Annotated in this window: 14 protein-coding genes and 1 pseudogene; 8 read left to right on the top strand and 7 right to left on the bottom strand. The window is 58.9% G+C overall.

The window, feature by feature from the left end; genetic code table 11:
* Positions 1-456 precede the first annotated feature (456 nt).
* Positions 457-2238, bottom strand: coding sequence for a sensor histidine kinase (locus ABUK12_RS07620; protein WP_410015715.1), 1782 nt, complete (start codon positions 2236-2238; stop codon positions 457-459).
* Positions 2238-2888: a response regulator gene (locus ABUK12_RS07615; RefSeq protein WP_410015714.1), complete on the bottom strand. Its 651-nt coding sequence runs from the start codon at positions 2886-2888 to the stop codon at positions 2238-2240. Before ABUK12_RS07615 ends, ABUK12_RS07620 begins: the two co-directional genes overlap by 1 nt.
* A 669-nt stretch (positions 2889-3557) precedes the next feature.
* On the opposite strand from ABUK12_RS07615, the gene ABUK12_RS07610 reads away from it, so the two are divergent.
* The 8 genes and pseudogenes from ABUK12_RS07610 to ABUK12_RS07575 all read left to right on the top strand — a co-directional run bounded on the left by ABUK12_RS07610 (position 3558) and on the right by ABUK12_RS07575 (position 9237).
* Positions 3558-4106: a PTS glucitol/sorbitol transporter subunit IIC gene (locus ABUK12_RS07610; RefSeq protein ID WP_410015713.1), complete on the top strand. Its 549-nt coding sequence runs from the start codon at positions 3558-3560 to the stop codon at positions 4104-4106.
* 15 nt (positions 4107-4121) lie between these two features.
* Positions 4122-5147 carry a PTS glucitol/sorbitol transporter subunit IIB gene (locus ABUK12_RS07605; RefSeq protein WP_410015712.1) on the top strand — a complete coding sequence of 342 codons (1026 nt, stop codon included), beginning with the start codon at positions 4122-4124 and terminating at the stop codon, positions 5145-5147.
* A gap of 23 nt (positions 5148-5170) precedes the next feature.
* A complete protein-coding gene (srlB, locus tag ABUK12_RS07600; protein WP_410015711.1) occupies positions 5171-5533 on the top strand; it encodes a PTS glucitol/sorbitol transporter subunit IIA in 363 nt (120 codons plus the stop codon).
* A 25-nt stretch (positions 5534-5558) separates the two neighbouring features.
* Entirely contained in the window at positions 5559-6338 is a 780-nt protein-coding gene (srlD, locus tag ABUK12_RS07595; protein WP_410015710.1) for a sorbitol-6-phosphate dehydrogenase, read from the top strand.
* 60 nt (positions 6339-6398) lie between these two features.
* Entirely contained in the window at positions 6399-6758 is a 360-nt protein-coding gene (gene gutM / locus ABUK12_RS07590; protein WP_410015709.1) for a transcriptional regulator GutM, read from the top strand.
* A 99-nt stretch (positions 6759-6857) separates the two neighbouring features.
* Entirely contained in the window at positions 6858-7631 is a 774-nt protein-coding gene (gene srlR, locus ABUK12_RS07585; protein ID WP_410015708.1) for a glucitol operon DNA-binding transcriptional repressor SrlR, read from the top strand.
* Positions 7624-8590 (top strand): annotated as a pseudogene (gene gutQ, locus ABUK12_RS07580) (arabinose-5-phosphate isomerase GutQ). Before srlR ends, gutQ begins: the two are co-directional and overlap by 8 nt.
* Before the next feature lie 224 nt (positions 8591-8814).
* Positions 8815-9237, top strand: coding sequence for a DoxX family protein (locus tag ABUK12_RS07575; RefSeq protein WP_410015707.1), 423 nt, complete (start codon positions 8815-8817; stop codon positions 9235-9237).
* Positions 9238-9280: 43 nt separating this feature from the next.
* On the opposite strand, the gene ABUK12_RS07570 is transcribed toward ABUK12_RS07575, so the two are convergent.
* The 5 genes from ABUK12_RS07570 to ABUK12_RS07550 all read right to left on the bottom strand — a co-directional run bounded on the left by ABUK12_RS07570 (position 9281) and on the right by ABUK12_RS07550 (position 14861).
* Entirely contained in the window at positions 9281-10570 is a 1290-nt protein-coding gene (locus tag ABUK12_RS07570) for an arsenic transporter (RefSeq protein ID WP_410015706.1), read from the bottom strand.
* A gap of 134 nt (positions 10571-10704) precedes the next feature.
* A complete protein-coding gene (locus ABUK12_RS07565; RefSeq protein WP_410015705.1) occupies positions 10705-11931 on the bottom strand; it encodes an MFS transporter in 1227 nt (408 codons plus the stop codon).
* Between the two features lie 59 nt (positions 11932-11990).
* Entirely contained in the window at positions 11991-12968 is a 978-nt protein-coding gene (locus ABUK12_RS07560) for an ABC transporter ATP-binding protein (protein WP_410015704.1), read from the bottom strand.
* Positions 12965-14002: an ABC transporter ATP-binding protein gene (locus tag ABUK12_RS07555; RefSeq protein ID WP_410015703.1), complete on the bottom strand. Its 1038-nt coding sequence runs from the start codon at positions 14000-14002 to the stop codon at positions 12965-12967. Before ABUK12_RS07555 ends, ABUK12_RS07560 begins: the two co-directional genes overlap by 4 nt.
* Positions 14003-14006: 4 nt before the next feature.
* The gene (locus tag ABUK12_RS07550) at positions 14007-14861 is read right to left on the bottom strand and encodes an ABC transporter permease (RefSeq protein ID WP_410015702.1); all 855 of its coding nucleotides are present in this window, start codon (positions 14859-14861) and stop codon (positions 14007-14009) included.
* Positions 14862-14866: the final 5 nt, after the last annotated feature.

Raw genomic sequence — 14866 nt, 5'->3', positions numbered from 1 at the left:
GGGGAGGAAGCCATGAAAGAATAAGGGGTGGGAAATAATAAAGAAAATATTCCACCCCGTGTCGCCACCGGGTGGAATAGCTTTTGCCTTTGTAAGGATAATCCTATTCTTAATGAAATAGGCGCAACCGTTTTCTGGCTTTGATTTCGGTATATCTGTTGGGTAATCTTGTTTTGCTTTTATTTTTTTGATGCATTAATAATGAAAATACCATTAAAACCATTAACAAGATTAAACCTATTACAGGTAAAATGATTTGCATTTTATCACCTAGTGCAATATTAACGTAATCTAACTATGCTGTGTATCTAATGATATAACCTGCAGTAAACGCAGCATGCCCACAACCTGCCGCGCAATGTGCGGCAACCAGCATCCTACTGATGCAAAGTGTACGTAATCAAGGGTGGGGGCGCATACCCTGTTTACGGTATTCTCCTGATTATAATAAAGACGCTAGCCCAAAAACGGCAGATATAACGCCACTTCGGTACCCCCCGCTCCACCCTGTACCGTCAGGCGCACGCCAAGCTTACTGGCGCGCGCATGCATGCCCGCCAGTCCGCGCGAACCCGGCCGGATAAGATCGGGCAGCATGCCGTGGCCGTCGTCGGCGACCCGCACCATGACCTCATCGCCTATCGGTTTGACCTCGATGCGGATCCGGGAAGGCTGCGCATGTTGCAGCGCGTTATTAATAGCTTCCTGCACAATTCGCAGTATGGATAGCGCCGACGCCGGCGTCAGGTAGTTTAGGGCGGGAATGGGCGCCACATCCCATTCCAGGGCAATGCCCAGCGCCCTCAGGCGCGGCTGCAGCCGAAAGCGCAGGTTGCCCAACAGCGGCAGCAGATCATGCTCGGCCAGGTCCAGCGAGTCGATAATCAAACGCAGGTCCTGTAACGACTCCTCGATATGGCGGGCCAGTTCCTCCGGGTCGGTGTCGCGGCGGCGCGCCAGGCGCAGCGCGGTTATCAGCTGCGCTCCCATACCGTCGTGCATGTCCTGCAGGATGCGCGCGCGTTCGGCGATAATTGCCGCGCGCTTTTCGATCTGGCTGCCTTCACGATCGATGATAAACCGCTCGGCAAAAAAATAGATCATGACAAAACAAAACGGCAGCGCGCCGACAAAACTCCAGCGAAAACTGTCCCAAGGCAACCATTCCATAATAATCAAATAAGACTGGGCGACGCTGAGCGTCCATATCAGCGCGGTCAGCGACAGGGCGATAAGCTTTACCGAACGGGTTGACCAGCCCCGCGCCAGCAGCAGGGCGATGGGCACCAGGCGCAGCAGTACGTGGGGCCAGGTTATCAGCCAGGCGCGATCCGTCGCCTTGCCCAGCAGCATCAGCGCCATGACGCTGATAACCGTCAGCAGGGTGAGGCCATGCAGCAATGGGGGGAACCAGCGCAGCCGCGCGCCGCAGAGGCGATAACCCGCCACGCACAGCGCCCAATACATAATGGTGGTGATTATCACCCGCAACCCTTCCTGGGCCCCGAGGGGAATAGCCAGGTCGGCGAGATAGGCGAGCAGCGTGGCCAGCGAGGCCAGCAGGGCGAATTGGATGATGAACACGCGCTTTTGCCGCCAGGTGTAGGCCACCAGGAAACACAGGGAACCGGCAATCAGCACCAGAAGTACATAGGGGACGATGACCTGCAAAAGATACCGCTCAAACCACAGGTCACGCAGCGCCTGCGCGGGCCCCAGGCGGATGGCGGAAAGCCCGCTGCGCAGCGCGCTGTCCCCTTCCAGCCTGACGGCCAGCTGATTGTCGCCGCTGCGGAACAACCCGGCCGGCAGCACGATATATAATGGCGATTCCTTCATGGGTTCAACGTGGCGGCCAGCGGCATCGTTGAAACGCACGCCCGGGTTAAGCAGCGAACCGTTAAGCCAGACTTCCCCGGCCACGGAGAGATGCGGCAGGTATAAGGCCAGCGGCTGCGCCGGCGGCGCGTCAAGATGGAAATCCAGCCGATACCAGACAATGCCGCTAAACGCCGGGATGCGCTGACGCCAGTTATCCGGTAATGCTACCGTCTCGCCATGCCGTGCGGGCGGCGTGGCATCGCGGCTGTAGATAAACTCCGCGCGATCCAACAGCCGCGTTGCCAGCGCCGCGTCGGCGCCGCCGGCCGGGGAAGAAGACGCACCCGCAGGCGGGGTCAGGCTTAGCAGCAGCGCCAGCCCGGCCCACAGCCCGCGCCGCCGAAGAAACGGGCGCATTAGATCAGGCCCTGGTTCCGCGCCTGGATAATGGCCTCCACGCGATTATGAACGGCCAGTTTGCTATAGATATTCTTGATATGGGTGGCGACCGTATGCGTCGAGATATTCAGCATGCGTGCGGATTCCGCCACGGTAAAACCCTGGGAAATATGCCGCAGGATATCGATTTCCCGCGTCGTCAGGCCATCCGGGCGCACCGCGGCGCTGGATTTTTCCGCCGGTTCGAACCGTTTAAGCAAATGGCGGGCGATCTGCGGCGATAGCGGGGCGCCGCCGGCGTGCACCAGCTCCACCGCCCGGGCGAATTCATCAATGGCGGTATCTTTGAGCAGATATCCGCGCGCGCCGGCCTCGATGGCGCGGATAACATGGGCCTCGTCGCCGAAGATGGTGGCGACCAGTACCGCGGTGCGCGCCGCCTGCTGCTGCAGCGACTTGATCAATTCAATACCGTCGCCGTCATGCAGGCCCAGATCGATGATGGCGACATCGGGAACGGTATGCCGTAGCAACGCCCACGCCTCGCCCAGGGTGGCGACGCTTCCCGCCAGGGTCAGGCGGGGATGGCTTAACACCATGGACTCGAACTCCATGCGCATGGGTTCGTCGTCTTCAACCAGTAAAACCTTAATGCTGGAAGTATTCATGATTACGCCAAGGGGTAGCAATTAAATTAATAAGCCCAAAGAGGATGGGGAATGGTCTGCTCCTGGAGTGACCCTCCTGACACCAGGCCGGTTTATTTATTTTTTGTGATGAAATCGGCGGATTCAGTTTTACATGGAATGGCGGTATTGTGAAGAACCCGGTAACGGCGGGTTAACATTCTTATCGCTATCTTTACTTCATCAGGACGGCGGCAACGCGTAGTTGAGGCGCATGGCGAGGGGCATCCGGTTGGCGATGATTTTTGTGCGAAATAATCTGCTGATGCTGATGTTGAACTAAAGAGAATATAGGGTTTTATCACCGGCGCAGGAGCAACATAAAAGCCGTCGCTTTCAGATTAACCTCAAGTGAAAATGTCCGGATGGCGCCGGTATCGGTTTTGGCGCTTAACGCGCGCTGTCTTGTTCCTTCTTCAGCCCGTTCCGCCGGTCCCAACGGGGCCGTGATCCCCGCAATGTCATTGTCAGTATTTCATTAAGATTACAAAAACGATCAATAATATTTCATTTCAAAAGAAATAACTTTCAAAACGTGACGTATATCTAACAAACCATAACCTAAGTCGCCTATCTTAAGCAGCGCAGTACATCGACGCCCGTATTGCCAAAGGTGCTTTTCCTTGTTCGTACCCCGAAATGGAGAAAATTATGATTGACGTGATCGCCCACGGCGCCGAGTGGTTTATCGGCCTGTTTCAAAAAGGCGGTTCGGTGTTTGTCGGCATGGTTACCGGCATCCTCCCGCTGCTTATCAGTTTATTGGTCATTATGAATGCCCTGATCGTTTTTGTGGGCCAGAGCAGGATTGAACGACTGGCCCAGCGCTGCGCGGGTAATCCGCTGTCGCGGTATCTGCTGCTGCCGGTTATCGGCACCTTTGTCTTTTGCAATCCCATGACCTTAAGCCTCGGCCGCTTTATGCCGGAAAAATACAAACCCAGCTATTACGCCGCCGCCTCTTACAGCTGCCACTCCATGAACGGCCTGTTTCCCCATATCAACCCCGGCGAATTGTTTGTCTATCTCGGCATCGCCAATGGGCTGACCACGCTGAACCTGCCGCTGGGGCCGCTGGCGGTCAGCTACCTGCTGGTCGGCATGTTCACCAACTTTTTCCGCGGGTGGATAACCGATCTGACCACGTCGATTTTTGAACGCAAAATGCATATCCAACTTGATCAGCATGTCCGCTTGTAATCCCAGGAGAAGGCGATGAATACATTTATCCGTATTGAAAAAGGCGAAAGCGGCTGGGGCGGGCCCTTGCTGATTGAGGTCGTGCCGGGCAAAAAAGTGGTGTACATCACGGCGGGCACGCGTCCGGCGATTGTCGATCGCCTGAGCCGGCTCACCGGCTGGCCGGCGGTGGACGGATTCAAGGAAGGGGAACCGCCGGCGGATGAGATAGGCGTGGTGGTGATTGACTGCGGCGGCACCCTGCGCTGCGGCATTTACCCCAAGCGGCGCATTCCCACGGTCAATATCCATGCCACCGGCCGCTCCGGTCCGCTGGCGCAATTTATCCTGGAGGACATTTATGTCTCCGGCGTGCGTGAGCAGAATATCCAACCGCTGGCGGATGATGATACCCAGGCGGCCAACGCGTCGCCGCAGCCGCAGGCCGCCAACGAGCGCGTCAGGGATACCGGCACGGCGGCCAAGGGCGCCGGCCGTGATTACGACACCAGCAAAAAAATTACCGAGCAAAGCGACGGGCTGCTGGCGAAAGTCGGTATGGGCATGGGATCGGTGGTGGCGGTATTTTTCCAGGCCGGGCGCGAAACCATTGATACCGTGCTGAAAACCATACTGCCCTTTATGGCCTTTGTCTCCGCGCTTATCGGCATCATTATCGCCTCGGGACTGGGTGATTTTATCGCCCACGGCCTGACGCCGCTGGCCAATAGCCCCATCGGCCTGGTGACGCTGGCGTTGATTTGCTCCTTTCCCCTGCTATCGCCGTTTCTCGGCCCGGGGGCGGTGATAGCGCAGGTTATCGGCGTCCTGGTCGGCGTACAGATAGGCCAGGGCCATATTCCCCCCCATCTGGCGCTGCCGGCATTGTTTGCCATCAACGCCCAGGCGGCCTGCGATTTTATCCCGGTCGGCCTGTCGCTGGCCGAAGCCAAGCAGGATACGGTCCGGGTGGGGGTGCCGTCGGTACTGGTCGGTCGTTTCCTGACCGGCGCGCCGACCGTTCTGCTGGCCTGGGCGGTATCCGGTTTTATTTACCAATGAAGTCTTTTGATGAGGGCGTTTGTATGCAGACGATTTACCAGACCACCTTTACCCGCGTCGGCGAAAACGCGCGCGAGTCGCTGGCCGACAATATGCTGATTACCTTCCGCGAGGGCGCGCCGGAAGATATCGAGGCCTACTGTTTTATCCACCGCCACGGCGATATGCAGGGCGAGCTGCGGGCCGGCGAGACGCTGACCCTGGCGAACGAGGCGTTCCCCATCACCGCGGTGGGCGACGTGGCGACCAGTAACCTGCGCGAACTGGGCCATATCACCATCCGTTTTGACGGCGCCGGGCAGGCGGAATATCCCGGCACCGTCCATGTCGCGGGACCGACCCCGGCCGATATCCCCGTCGGCAGCGTATTAGCCATTTTGTCTTGATTTATTATTCTGTAGGAGCACGTGTATGAAGCAGGTTGCGGTAGTCATTGGTGGTGGTCAAACCCTCGGCGCCTTTTTATGCGCAGGGTTGGCGCAGGCCGGTTACCGGGTGGCGGTGGCCGATTTAAATGCGCAGCATGCCTGGCAGGTGGCGGCGGATATCAACGCTCGCCTGGGGGAGGGAACGGCATTTGGTTTTGGCGCGGACGCGACGAATGAAGAGAGCGTGACGCGTCTGGCGCAGCAGGTCGACCAGCAGTTCGGCCAGGTCAACCTGCTGGTGTACAGCGCGGGCCTGGCCAAGGCGGCGCCCATCACCCAGTTTGCACTGGTGGATTTTGATCTGTCGCTGCAGGTGAACCTGGTGGGCTATTTCCTGTGCGCGCGCGAATTTACCAAACTCATGATCCGTGACGGCATCGCCGGGCGGATTATCCAGATAAACTCCAAGTCGGGTAAAGTGGGCAGTAAGCATAATTCGGGCTACAGCGCCGCCAAGTTCGGCGGCGTGGGACTGACTCAATCGTTGGCGCTGGATCTGGCGGAGTACGGCATCACCGTTCACTCGCTGATGCTGGGCAACTTGCTTAAATCGCCGATGTTCCAGTCGCTGTTGCCGCAATATGCGAAAAAGCTTGGCCTGCGCGCGGATCAGGTCGAACAGTATTATATCGACAAGGTGCCGTTGAAACGCGGCTGCGAGTATCAGGATGTGCTGAATATGCTGCTGTTTTATGCCAGTGACAAAGCCTCTTACTGCACCGGGCAATCCATTAATATTACCGGCGGGCAGGTGATGTTCTGACCCGCACCCACCCCGCCGGAAGCCTCCGGCGGGGCAATTATTCCTGGAGGAGATGCCCGGATGAGTGCAACGGCGCTGCTGGTGTCAATCGCGATCGTGGCCTGGATAGGCCAGATTATCCTGGGCGGATGGCAAATCCGCAGTTTCAACCGCGCTTTCGACGCCTTGTGCCTGCGGGGACACGTGGGCGTGGGCCGTTCCGCCGGCCGCTTTAAGGCCAGGGTGGTACTGGCGCTGGCTTTTGACGGCGAGCAGCGGGTATGCGATGGTTTTATCCTGCGCGGCATCACGGTATTTGCCCGGCCACGGCGGCTGACGGCGTTAATCGGCCTGTCAAAAGCACAGCTCATTCCGTATGTCATATTTCCGCGCGATCCGGCATTGCAAACCGCGCTGTCTTTAGCGATTGAACCGAAATGAGGATATTTTCATTTTAAAAGCTGGTATCTTTCATTTGGAATGGTATTCAAGGTATAATCTCCGTCAGTGGCTATTTCGCCAATCGATTCGGAAATTGTTATGAAACCAAAGCAACGCCATGCGGCAATTCTGGAATACCTGCAAACGCACGGTAAAACGGCCGTGGAGGATCTTGCCAGTCGTTTTGCCACCACGGGTACCACTATACGCAAGGATTTAACCCTGCTGGAAGAAGAGGGGGCGGTTATCCGCACCTATGGCGGGGTAGTATTAAGCCGGGAGGAGGGCGATCAGCCCATCGACCGCAAGACCCATATCAATACCGCCAAGAAAAAGCAAATCGCCCGCCGGGCCGCCGGCCTGATTAACGACGGCGATTCCCTGATCTTCGATGCCGGCAGTACCGTGCTGCAAATGGTGCCCTATCTGGCGCAGTTTAATAATATCACCGTGATGACCAATAGCCTGACGATTGTCAATGAACTGGTAGAATTGGATAACGATCAGACCATCCTGATGCCGGGGGGGACTTATCGTAAAAACTCGGCATCGTTTCACGGCAGCCTGGCCGAAGCGGCGTTTTCCCATTTCAGTTTCGATAAATTGTTTATCGGCGCGGACGGGGTGGACCTGAACGCGGGCGTGACCACCTTCAACGAAGTCCACACGGTTAGCCAGGCCATGTGCCGCGCGGCGCAGCAGCTCATCCTGCTGGTGGATTCCTCTAAATTCGGTCGTAAAAGCCCCAACGTGGTCTGCGAACTGGACGCCGTCCATCTGCTGATCACCGATCGCGATATTAACCCGGTGTACCTGGCCGCGCTGCGGGAGAGGGGCATTGAAGTGATGCTGGTGGGAGAAGACGATGAGTGACCGGTTGCTGGCGTACGCGCGGGAAACCCTCGATATCGAGATCGCCGAAGCGCGGCGCCTGCGCGACCGCCTGGACGACAGCGTAACGCGCGCCTGCCGGCTGTTGCTCGGCTGCCGGGGAAAGGTGGTGATTTCCGGCATGGGCAAATCGGGGCATATCGGTAAAAAGATCGCCGCGTCGCTGGCCAGTACCGGCACGCCGGCGTTTTTTGTCCACCCCGCCGAGGCGCTGCACGGCGATTTGGGCATGATAGGCAGCCAGGACGTGGTGGTGTTTATCTCCTATTCCGGCCGCGCCCAGGAACTGAGGCTGATTTTGCCGCTGCTGGCCGAAAGCGGTATCCCGGTGGTGGCGCATTACCGGCAACCTTGATTCACCGCTGGCGCAGGCCGCCGCCTGCGTGCTGGATATCAGCGTTGAGCGGGAGGCCTGCCCGATGGGGCTGGCGCCCACGTCAAGCGCGGTGAACACGCTGATGATCGGCGACGCGCTGGCGATGGCGCTGATGCGTTACCGCGGATTCGATGCCGAGCAATTCGCCCGATCGCATCCCGGCGGCAGCCTGGGGGCCAGTCTGTTGAACCGGGTGCATCATGTCATGCGCCGCGACGACCGTTTGCCCAGGATCAAGCAGCAGGACAGCGTGCTGGACGCCATGCTGGAACTGAGCCGAACCGGTCTTGGCCTGGTGGCGGTATGCGATAGCGAAAATCGGGTAGCGGGCGTATTTACCGACGGCGATCTGCGCCGCTGGCTGGTGAAAGGACATGGACTGGACGAGTGCGTCGGGCATGCCATGACCCAGCCGGGCTATCGGTTGCCGCAGGAATGGCGGGCCGGGGCGGCGCTGGCGGCGTTGCACCAGCACCATATCACCGCCGCGCCGGTCGTGGATACCGAGGGACGCCTGGTCGGCGCGCTTAATCTGCACGATTTGCATCAGGCGGGGATCGGCTGACCGGGCGCGGCTATAATCCATCGCGGTATTATTACCCACGGCAGGTTGAACTATTTTCCTCATGCTTTTATTTATCAACCGCGACAATATTGCTGTCGGCGTCATCAGATTAAATAACATGATACTTTTTTGACTATCTCTATCAGTTTATTTGATTAGATGCCGGAGAGGATATCGGTTAACGTAGCCCTACATTGTGACGAATATTATTGAAGATAACCCTTATGCTTACTGCTATTAATAACGGATTTGCACGTTTCGTGGATGGCCCCAACGCGGGTAAGCTTCTGTTACGCCTGACCTTCGGCATATTACTGTTATTTCATGGTTACGCCAAAACCCAGCATGGCGTCGGCTGGATCGCCGATTTATTGCAAAGCCACGGGTTGCCCGGTTTTATCGCCTATGGCGCCTTTATCGGCGAAATTATTGCCCCCATCATGATTATTGTCGGGTTTATGACCCGGCCGGCGGCGTTTATTATCGCTTTTAATCTGCTGGTGGCTACCCTGCTGGTTGGCATGGGGCATTTTTATAAACTCACGAATGTCGGCGCCTGGGCATTGGAAACGGAAGCGCTCTACTTTTTCGGCGGCCTGGTGATTATGCTGATAGGGCCGGGTAAATATGCTGTAATGAAAAACTGATCTTCCGGCGCGGCCGGCGAATAGCCGCTGGCCGCGCCTGGCATTAAAAGGGTAACGACAGGCGCAGGGCCAATGCCGCCAGCGTCACCAGCAGTACCGGCAGCGTCATTACCACTCCCACGCGAAAATAATAACCCCAGGAAATGCTCAGATTCTTTTTTGCCAGCACATGCAGCCACAGCAAGGTGGCCAGGCTGCCGATGGGGGTGATTTTAGGCCCGAGATCGCAGCCGATGACATTGGCGTAAATCATCGCCTGTTTAACCACGCCGGTGGCGGTGCTGCCTTCCACCGACAGCGCGCCGACCAGTACGCTGGGCAGGTTATTCATCACGGAAGATAAGAACGCGGTCAGGAATCCCGTGCCGAGCGTCGCCACCCACAGGCCCTGGCTGGCGAACCGGCTTAACAGGGCGGACAGCGCATGGGTCAGACCGGCGTTGCGCAGGCCATACACCACCAGGTACATCCCCAGGGAAAAAATAACGATTTGCCAGGGCGCGCCGCGCAGCACCCGGCCGGTATTGATGGCGCGGCCCTTTTTCGCCACCACAAACAGGATCAGCGCGCCGGCGGCGGAGATCAGGCTGACCGGAACGCCCAGCGGTTCCAGGCCGAAAAAGCCCCCCAACAGCAGGATCAGCACCACCCATCCGGTACGGAAGGTGGCCGGGTCGCGAATGGCATCCTTCGGCGCAGGCAGGCGCGCGACGTCATAGTTTGCCGGTATTTCACGCCGGAAAAACAGGTGCAGCGTAATAAGGGTGGCGGCCACGGCGGCAATATTGACCGGCACCATGACCGAGGCATAGGCATTAAAACCCAGTTTGAAATAATCGGCCGAGACGATATTCACCAGGTTCGATACCACCAGCGGCAGGCTGGCGGTATCGGCGATAAAACCCGCCGCCATGACAAACGCCAGGGTGGTGCTGCGCTTGAACCCCAGCGCCAGCAGCATGGACATCACGATTGGCGTGAGGATAAGCGCTGCGCCGTCATTGGCGAACAAGGCGGATACGGCGGCGCCCAGCAGAATGGTATAGCTGAACAGCAGCCGGCCACGGCCGTTTCCCCAGCGGCCGACATGGAGCGCCGCCCAGGAAAAAAAACCGCACTCATCGAGCAACAGACTGATAATGATAATAGCGATAAAGGTGGCGGTGGCATTCCATACTATCCGCCACACCACGGCGATATCAGCCACCTCTACCACGCCGCTCGCGAGCGCCAGCCCGGCGCCGAGCATGGCGCTCCAGCCGATGCCTAGTCCCTTGGGCTGCCAGATAACCAATACGATCGTGAAGATAAAAATTGTTACAGCCGCAGCCATGGCGCCCCGCTTAATCCGCTAAATAAACAGCGGCGGACAGAACATGGGTTGCCGTAAGGCCGCTGAACTATCGGTAGAATATAACCGCTGGAGGGCGAAAATCCTTTTTTTTTTAATCCATCATCCGCAAAATTTTATTTGCTGATGACCCTTAACGGCAGTAGCAGCGGCAGCACGCCGATAAGCAACAGCGCCACGATATTCAGCGCGGGAACGATACCAATACGATCGCCGAGCGCGCCGTAGACGATAGGCATCAGGGCGCCGCAGCCAAGGGAGATGGTATAAAAAATGGAAAAAGCGCGGGTTTGCTGGCCGGGTTTGGCGAGTTCCGCCACGGTGCCGTACAGGATGGAAGACGTGCCGTTTAGCGCGATGCCTAACGGAATCAGCAACAGATAACTGGCGGTTAACGGGGTAAATAACAGAGCAATAATAAGCGCGGCGGTGAATATTTCACTGACGGCCACGGTGCGTAATACCCCAAGCCTGGGCGCCAGTGCGCCGCAGACTAATTTGCCGCAGGCGCCGCCGATAAAAATGGTGGTCAGCGCAAAGCCGACGCCGGCGGGCGTCGCGCCCTTGGCGGCCAGTAAAAAAGGCAGGAACGTCAGGGTGCCGGCGCGCGTGGCATTATCCAGACTGCCGATAACGCATAAGGAGATAAAGGCTAACCGGCGTCTGGCCTCGGGGACGCGGGGCAGCGGCTGATAGGCGGCGCCTTCCCGTCCCGGCGACGGCGCAACGCCGGCTTGTCCGGCAACGCGTTGGGGCAACAAAAAGCGCAGGCCGACGGCCACCAGGATGCCCGCAACCGCGATGACCCGTACCGACCAGCCCCAGGCGATGAGTAACAATAAACCAGAAATGGCGCTGGGAATCAGGCACTTGCCGACATCGCCGAAAAAGTTATAGGTGCTTAGCGCCAGCCGGGTCTGCCGGACGGTAAAATACTGTGAAATATAGCTTGATGCCAACGGGTGCTGCACGCTGGCGCCCATGCCGCCCACGATAATCAACGCCATCAGCGGCAGGATGCCGCCGGAGAAACCATATAAAAATAACGCCGCGGACAACAGCAGCGTGCCGGCGATTAACAGCCTGCGCTCGCCAAACGCTTTGCCCAGTTCACCCGCTGGAATCTGCCAGACGGCCAGCGAGCCGGAAAACAGCGTCTTGAGCAGCCCGATTTGCATCATCGACAGGCCGAACTGCTGCTGCCACACGGCAAACAGCAGGTAGTGCATGTCGGTCGCGCCATCATGATATAAATGCGCCAGGCTGGCCGCGCCCAGCACTTTGCGGCCGGCGCGGGCGACCGGTAAAGCCTGTTCAGGGTGGTTATCTTTCACAATGGCCATGACAATCCAGATTGGTTAGAAAACATGCCCGCCCGCCCCGGCGTTGCGGCGCGCGCCGATCAGCCGGCAAGATGGCAGGCAACATGATGCCTGTCGCCGACGCGGCGATCAATCGGCAACTGTGTAAAGCAGCGTGGCATCGCGTGCGGGCATTTGCCGCTGAAGACGCAGCCCCGGCCCGTATGCGGCCCCGTATCGGCGCGGAGGGCGGGCGTGGCGGCGACGGTTTTCAAACGCGGATGCGACGGCGGTATCGAGGCCAGCAGATAGCGGGTATAGGGATGCCGGGGGTCGGCAAACAGCGCATCCGCCGGCGCTTCCTCCACCAGGCGTCCCCGGTACATGACGCCGATGCGATCGGCGATATGGTGCACAACGCTGAGATCGTGGGCGATAAATAAGTAGGCAAGACCATTTTCCCGCTGCAGTTCCAGCAGCAGGTTCAGGATCTGCGATTGAATCGAAACATCCAGCGCCGAGACCGGCTCGTCGCAGACGATAAGCCGGGGATTGAGGATCAGCGCCTTGGCGATGCCCACGCGCTGGCGCTGTCCGCCGGAAAATTCGTGCGGATAGCGTTTGGCGTCCGCCGGGCTGAAACCCACCCTGGCGAGCAGTTGCCCGACGCGGGCCTCGCGTTCGGCGCTATTACCGATACCGTGGATAATTAACGGCTCCGCCACGCTGTAACCGATGGTACGCTTGGGATCCAGGGAGGACAGCGGATCCTGGAATATCATCTGTATATCTTTGCGCAGGGCGCGCAGGGGCGCCGCCGACAGGCTGAAAATATCGCGGCCGGCAAAATCGGCGCGCCCCGCGCTGGCGTCGGTGAGCCGCAGCAGCGTCCTGCCGGTCGTGCTTTTGCCGCTGCCGGATTCACCCACCAAGGCGTAGGTTTCCCGCTCATCAACATGAAAACTAACGTCATCCACCGCGGTGATCCAGCGAGTGCGCAGGCCCTGGCGGACTTTGAATTTTTTCGTCAGATGACTAACGCGCAACAGCGGCGGCGGGTAAACGGCAGTTGGGTTCATAATACTGTTTCCCGGTCGAGTTCTTCGGCTTTCCAGCAGCGCACGGCATGACGCGAAGCCTCCGGGCCGGCGGTCGCGCCGCCATCCCTTATCGCCGCCAGCGGCGGATGACGCCGGCATATGGCGCCGGCAAACGGGCAGCGGGGGGCGAAGCCGCAGCCGGCCGGGCTGTCGGTAAGCGGGGGCACGCTGCCCTTGATTTCCGTCAGCCGGGATTGACGCGCGCCGCGCAGCGACGGGATTGCCGCCATCAAACCCCGGGTATAGGGGTGCCGGGGCCGGTCGAATAAGGTCATGACGTCGGCTTCCTCCACCACTTCACCCAGATACATGACGATTACCCGCTGGCACATTTGCGCGACGACCGACAAATCATGGGTAATCAAAATGATGCCCATGCCGTTGGCGGCCTTAAGCGACTCCAGCAACTGCAGGATTTGCGCCTGAATCGTCACATCCAGGGCGGTGGTCGGCTCATCGGCGATAAGCAGCGCCGGATGGCAGGCCACGGCCATGGCAATCATCACCCGCTGGCGCATGCCGCCGGAAATTTCATGGGGATAAGCGGCGCAACAACGCGCCGGATCCGGGATGCCCACCTGTTCCAGCAGCGCCATCACCCGCGCGGCCCGCTGCCGGCGGGACAGGTCGGCGTGCAGTTGGAGGCTCTCGCCGATCTGGCGGCCGACGGTAAAGAGCGGGTTTAAACTCGACAGCGGATCCTGGAAAACCATCGACAGGGTATTGCCCTGGATGGCGCGCCGCTCGCGCTGCGATAGCGCCAGCAAATCGCGGCCGTTAAAGCGTACGCTGCCCTGCGCCTCGGTGATGCGGGGGTCCAGCAGCCCCATAACGGCTTCGGCGGTGACGCTTTTACCACAGCCGGATTCGCCGATAATGCCCAGGGTTTCATGCGCCTTCACGGCGAAAGAAATACCGCGCACCGGCCTGACGACGCCCTGTTCAGTGGCTATTTTGACCACCAGGTCATTCACCGCCAGCAGCGGGGCGCCGGGTATCATACTGTCTGCCATAACGCTAAGGCCTGTCTCTTAACATGCCCAGCACGCGTCGCGGCAAGGGGCGGATGGTGGGATCCAGCAGGTCGCGCAGGCCGTCGCCGAGGATATTAAGGGCTAAGATCAGGATAACGATCGAGATGCCGGGAAAAAAGGTCATCCACCAGGAGGTAAAGATCACTTTTTTACCCTCCAGCAGCAGATTGCCCAGGCTGGGCATCGGCGCCGGCACACCGGAGCCGAGAAAACTTAACGCCGCCTCGGTAAGAATGGCCACGGAAAAAATAAAGGTGATCTGCACGATAAAGGGCGACATCACATTCGGCAGGATATGGCGCCAGATCATGCGCCCGTCGGTGGCGCCCTGGGCCCTCAGGCCCTCGATATAATTCTTTTCCTTAATCACCAGCGCCGCCGAGCGCACCACCCGCGCGATGGAGGGGATATATACCAGCGACAGCGCCAATACCACATTCAGGGTGTTCGGCCCCAGGATGCCGACGATGGCAATGGCCAGCAACAGGGAAGGGAAGGCAAACAGGCCGTCGCAAACGCGCATGGCGATCAGATCCACCGGCCGGTACCAGGCGGACAGCAGGCCGGTTATCAAGCCGAATACCCCGGCGGCCGCGGCGACCGACATGCCCACCAGCAGGGAGATGCGAATGGCGTAGGCCACGCGCGTCAACACATCGCGGCCAAAGTTATCGGTGCCGAACCAATGCTGCGCGGTCGGGCTTTTTAACCGGCTGAGCGGATCGAGGGCATAAAGATCGTAGGGGCTGAAATACCCCGCGGCCAGCGACAGCACGACCAGCAGCAGCAGTATCACGCCGCCGGCCAGCATCATTTTATGACGCGACAATACCGTCATGGCGC

The sequence above is a fragment of the Sodalis sp. C49 genome (assembly GCF_046352915.1).
Classification (GTDB): domain Bacteria; phylum Pseudomonadota; class Gammaproteobacteria; order Enterobacterales; family Enterobacteriaceae; genus Acerihabitans.
Note: the sequence above shows the minus strand (reverse complement) of the source record. Positions and strands in the feature narration are given on the sequence as shown.

Bases quoted from the DNA above. Each gene is read 5' to 3' on its own strand.
- srlR (WP_410015708.1), top strand. From the start codon at position 6,858: ATGAAACCAAAGCAACGCCATGCGGCAATTCTGGAATACCTGCAAACG.
- ABUK12_RS07560 (WP_410015704.1), bottom strand. From the start codon at position 12,968: ATGAACCCAACTGCCGTTTACCCGCCGCCGCTGTTGCGCGTTAGTCAT.
- ABUK12_RS07605 (WP_410015712.1), top strand. From the start codon at position 4,122: ATGAATACATTTATCCGTATTGAAAAAGGCGAAAGCGGCTGGGGCGGG.
- ABUK12_RS07565 (WP_410015705.1), bottom strand. From the start codon at position 11,931: ATGGCCATTGTGAAAGATAACCACCCTGAACAGGCTTTACCGGTCGCC.
- srlD (WP_410015710.1), top strand. From the start codon at position 5,559: ATGAAGCAGGTTGCGGTAGTCATTGGTGGTGGTCAAACCCTCGGCGCC.
- gutM (WP_410015709.1), top strand. From the start codon at position 6,399: ATGAGTGCAACGGCGCTGCTGGTGTCAATCGCGATCGTGGCCTGGATA.
- ABUK12_RS07610 (WP_410015713.1), top strand. From the start codon at position 3,558: ATGATTGACGTGATCGCCCACGGCGCCGAGTGGTTTATCGGCCTGTTT.
- srlB (WP_410015711.1), top strand. From the start codon at position 5,171: ATGCAGACGATTTACCAGACCACCTTTACCCGCGTCGGCGAAAACGCG.
- ABUK12_RS07575 (WP_410015707.1), top strand. From the start codon at position 8,815: ATGCTTACTGCTATTAATAACGGATTTGCACGTTTCGTGGATGGCCCC.
- ABUK12_RS07615 (WP_410015714.1), bottom strand. From the start codon at position 2,888: ATGAATACTTCCAGCATTAAGGTTTTACTGGTTGAAGACGACGAACCC.
- ABUK12_RS07570 (WP_410015706.1), bottom strand. From the start codon at position 10,570: ATGGCTGCGGCTGTAACAATTTTTATCTTCACGATCGTATTGGTTATC.
- ABUK12_RS07550 (WP_410015702.1), bottom strand. From the start codon at position 14,861: ATGACGGTATTGTCGCGTCATAAAATGATGCTGGCCGGCGGCGTGATA.
- ABUK12_RS07555 (WP_410015703.1), bottom strand. From the start codon at position 14,002: ATGGCAGACAGTATGATACCCGGCGCCCCGCTGCTGGCGGTGAATGAC.
- ABUK12_RS07620 (WP_410015715.1), bottom strand. From the start codon at position 2,238: ATGCGCCCGTTTCTTCGGCGGCGCGGGCTGTGGGCCGGGCTGGCGCTG.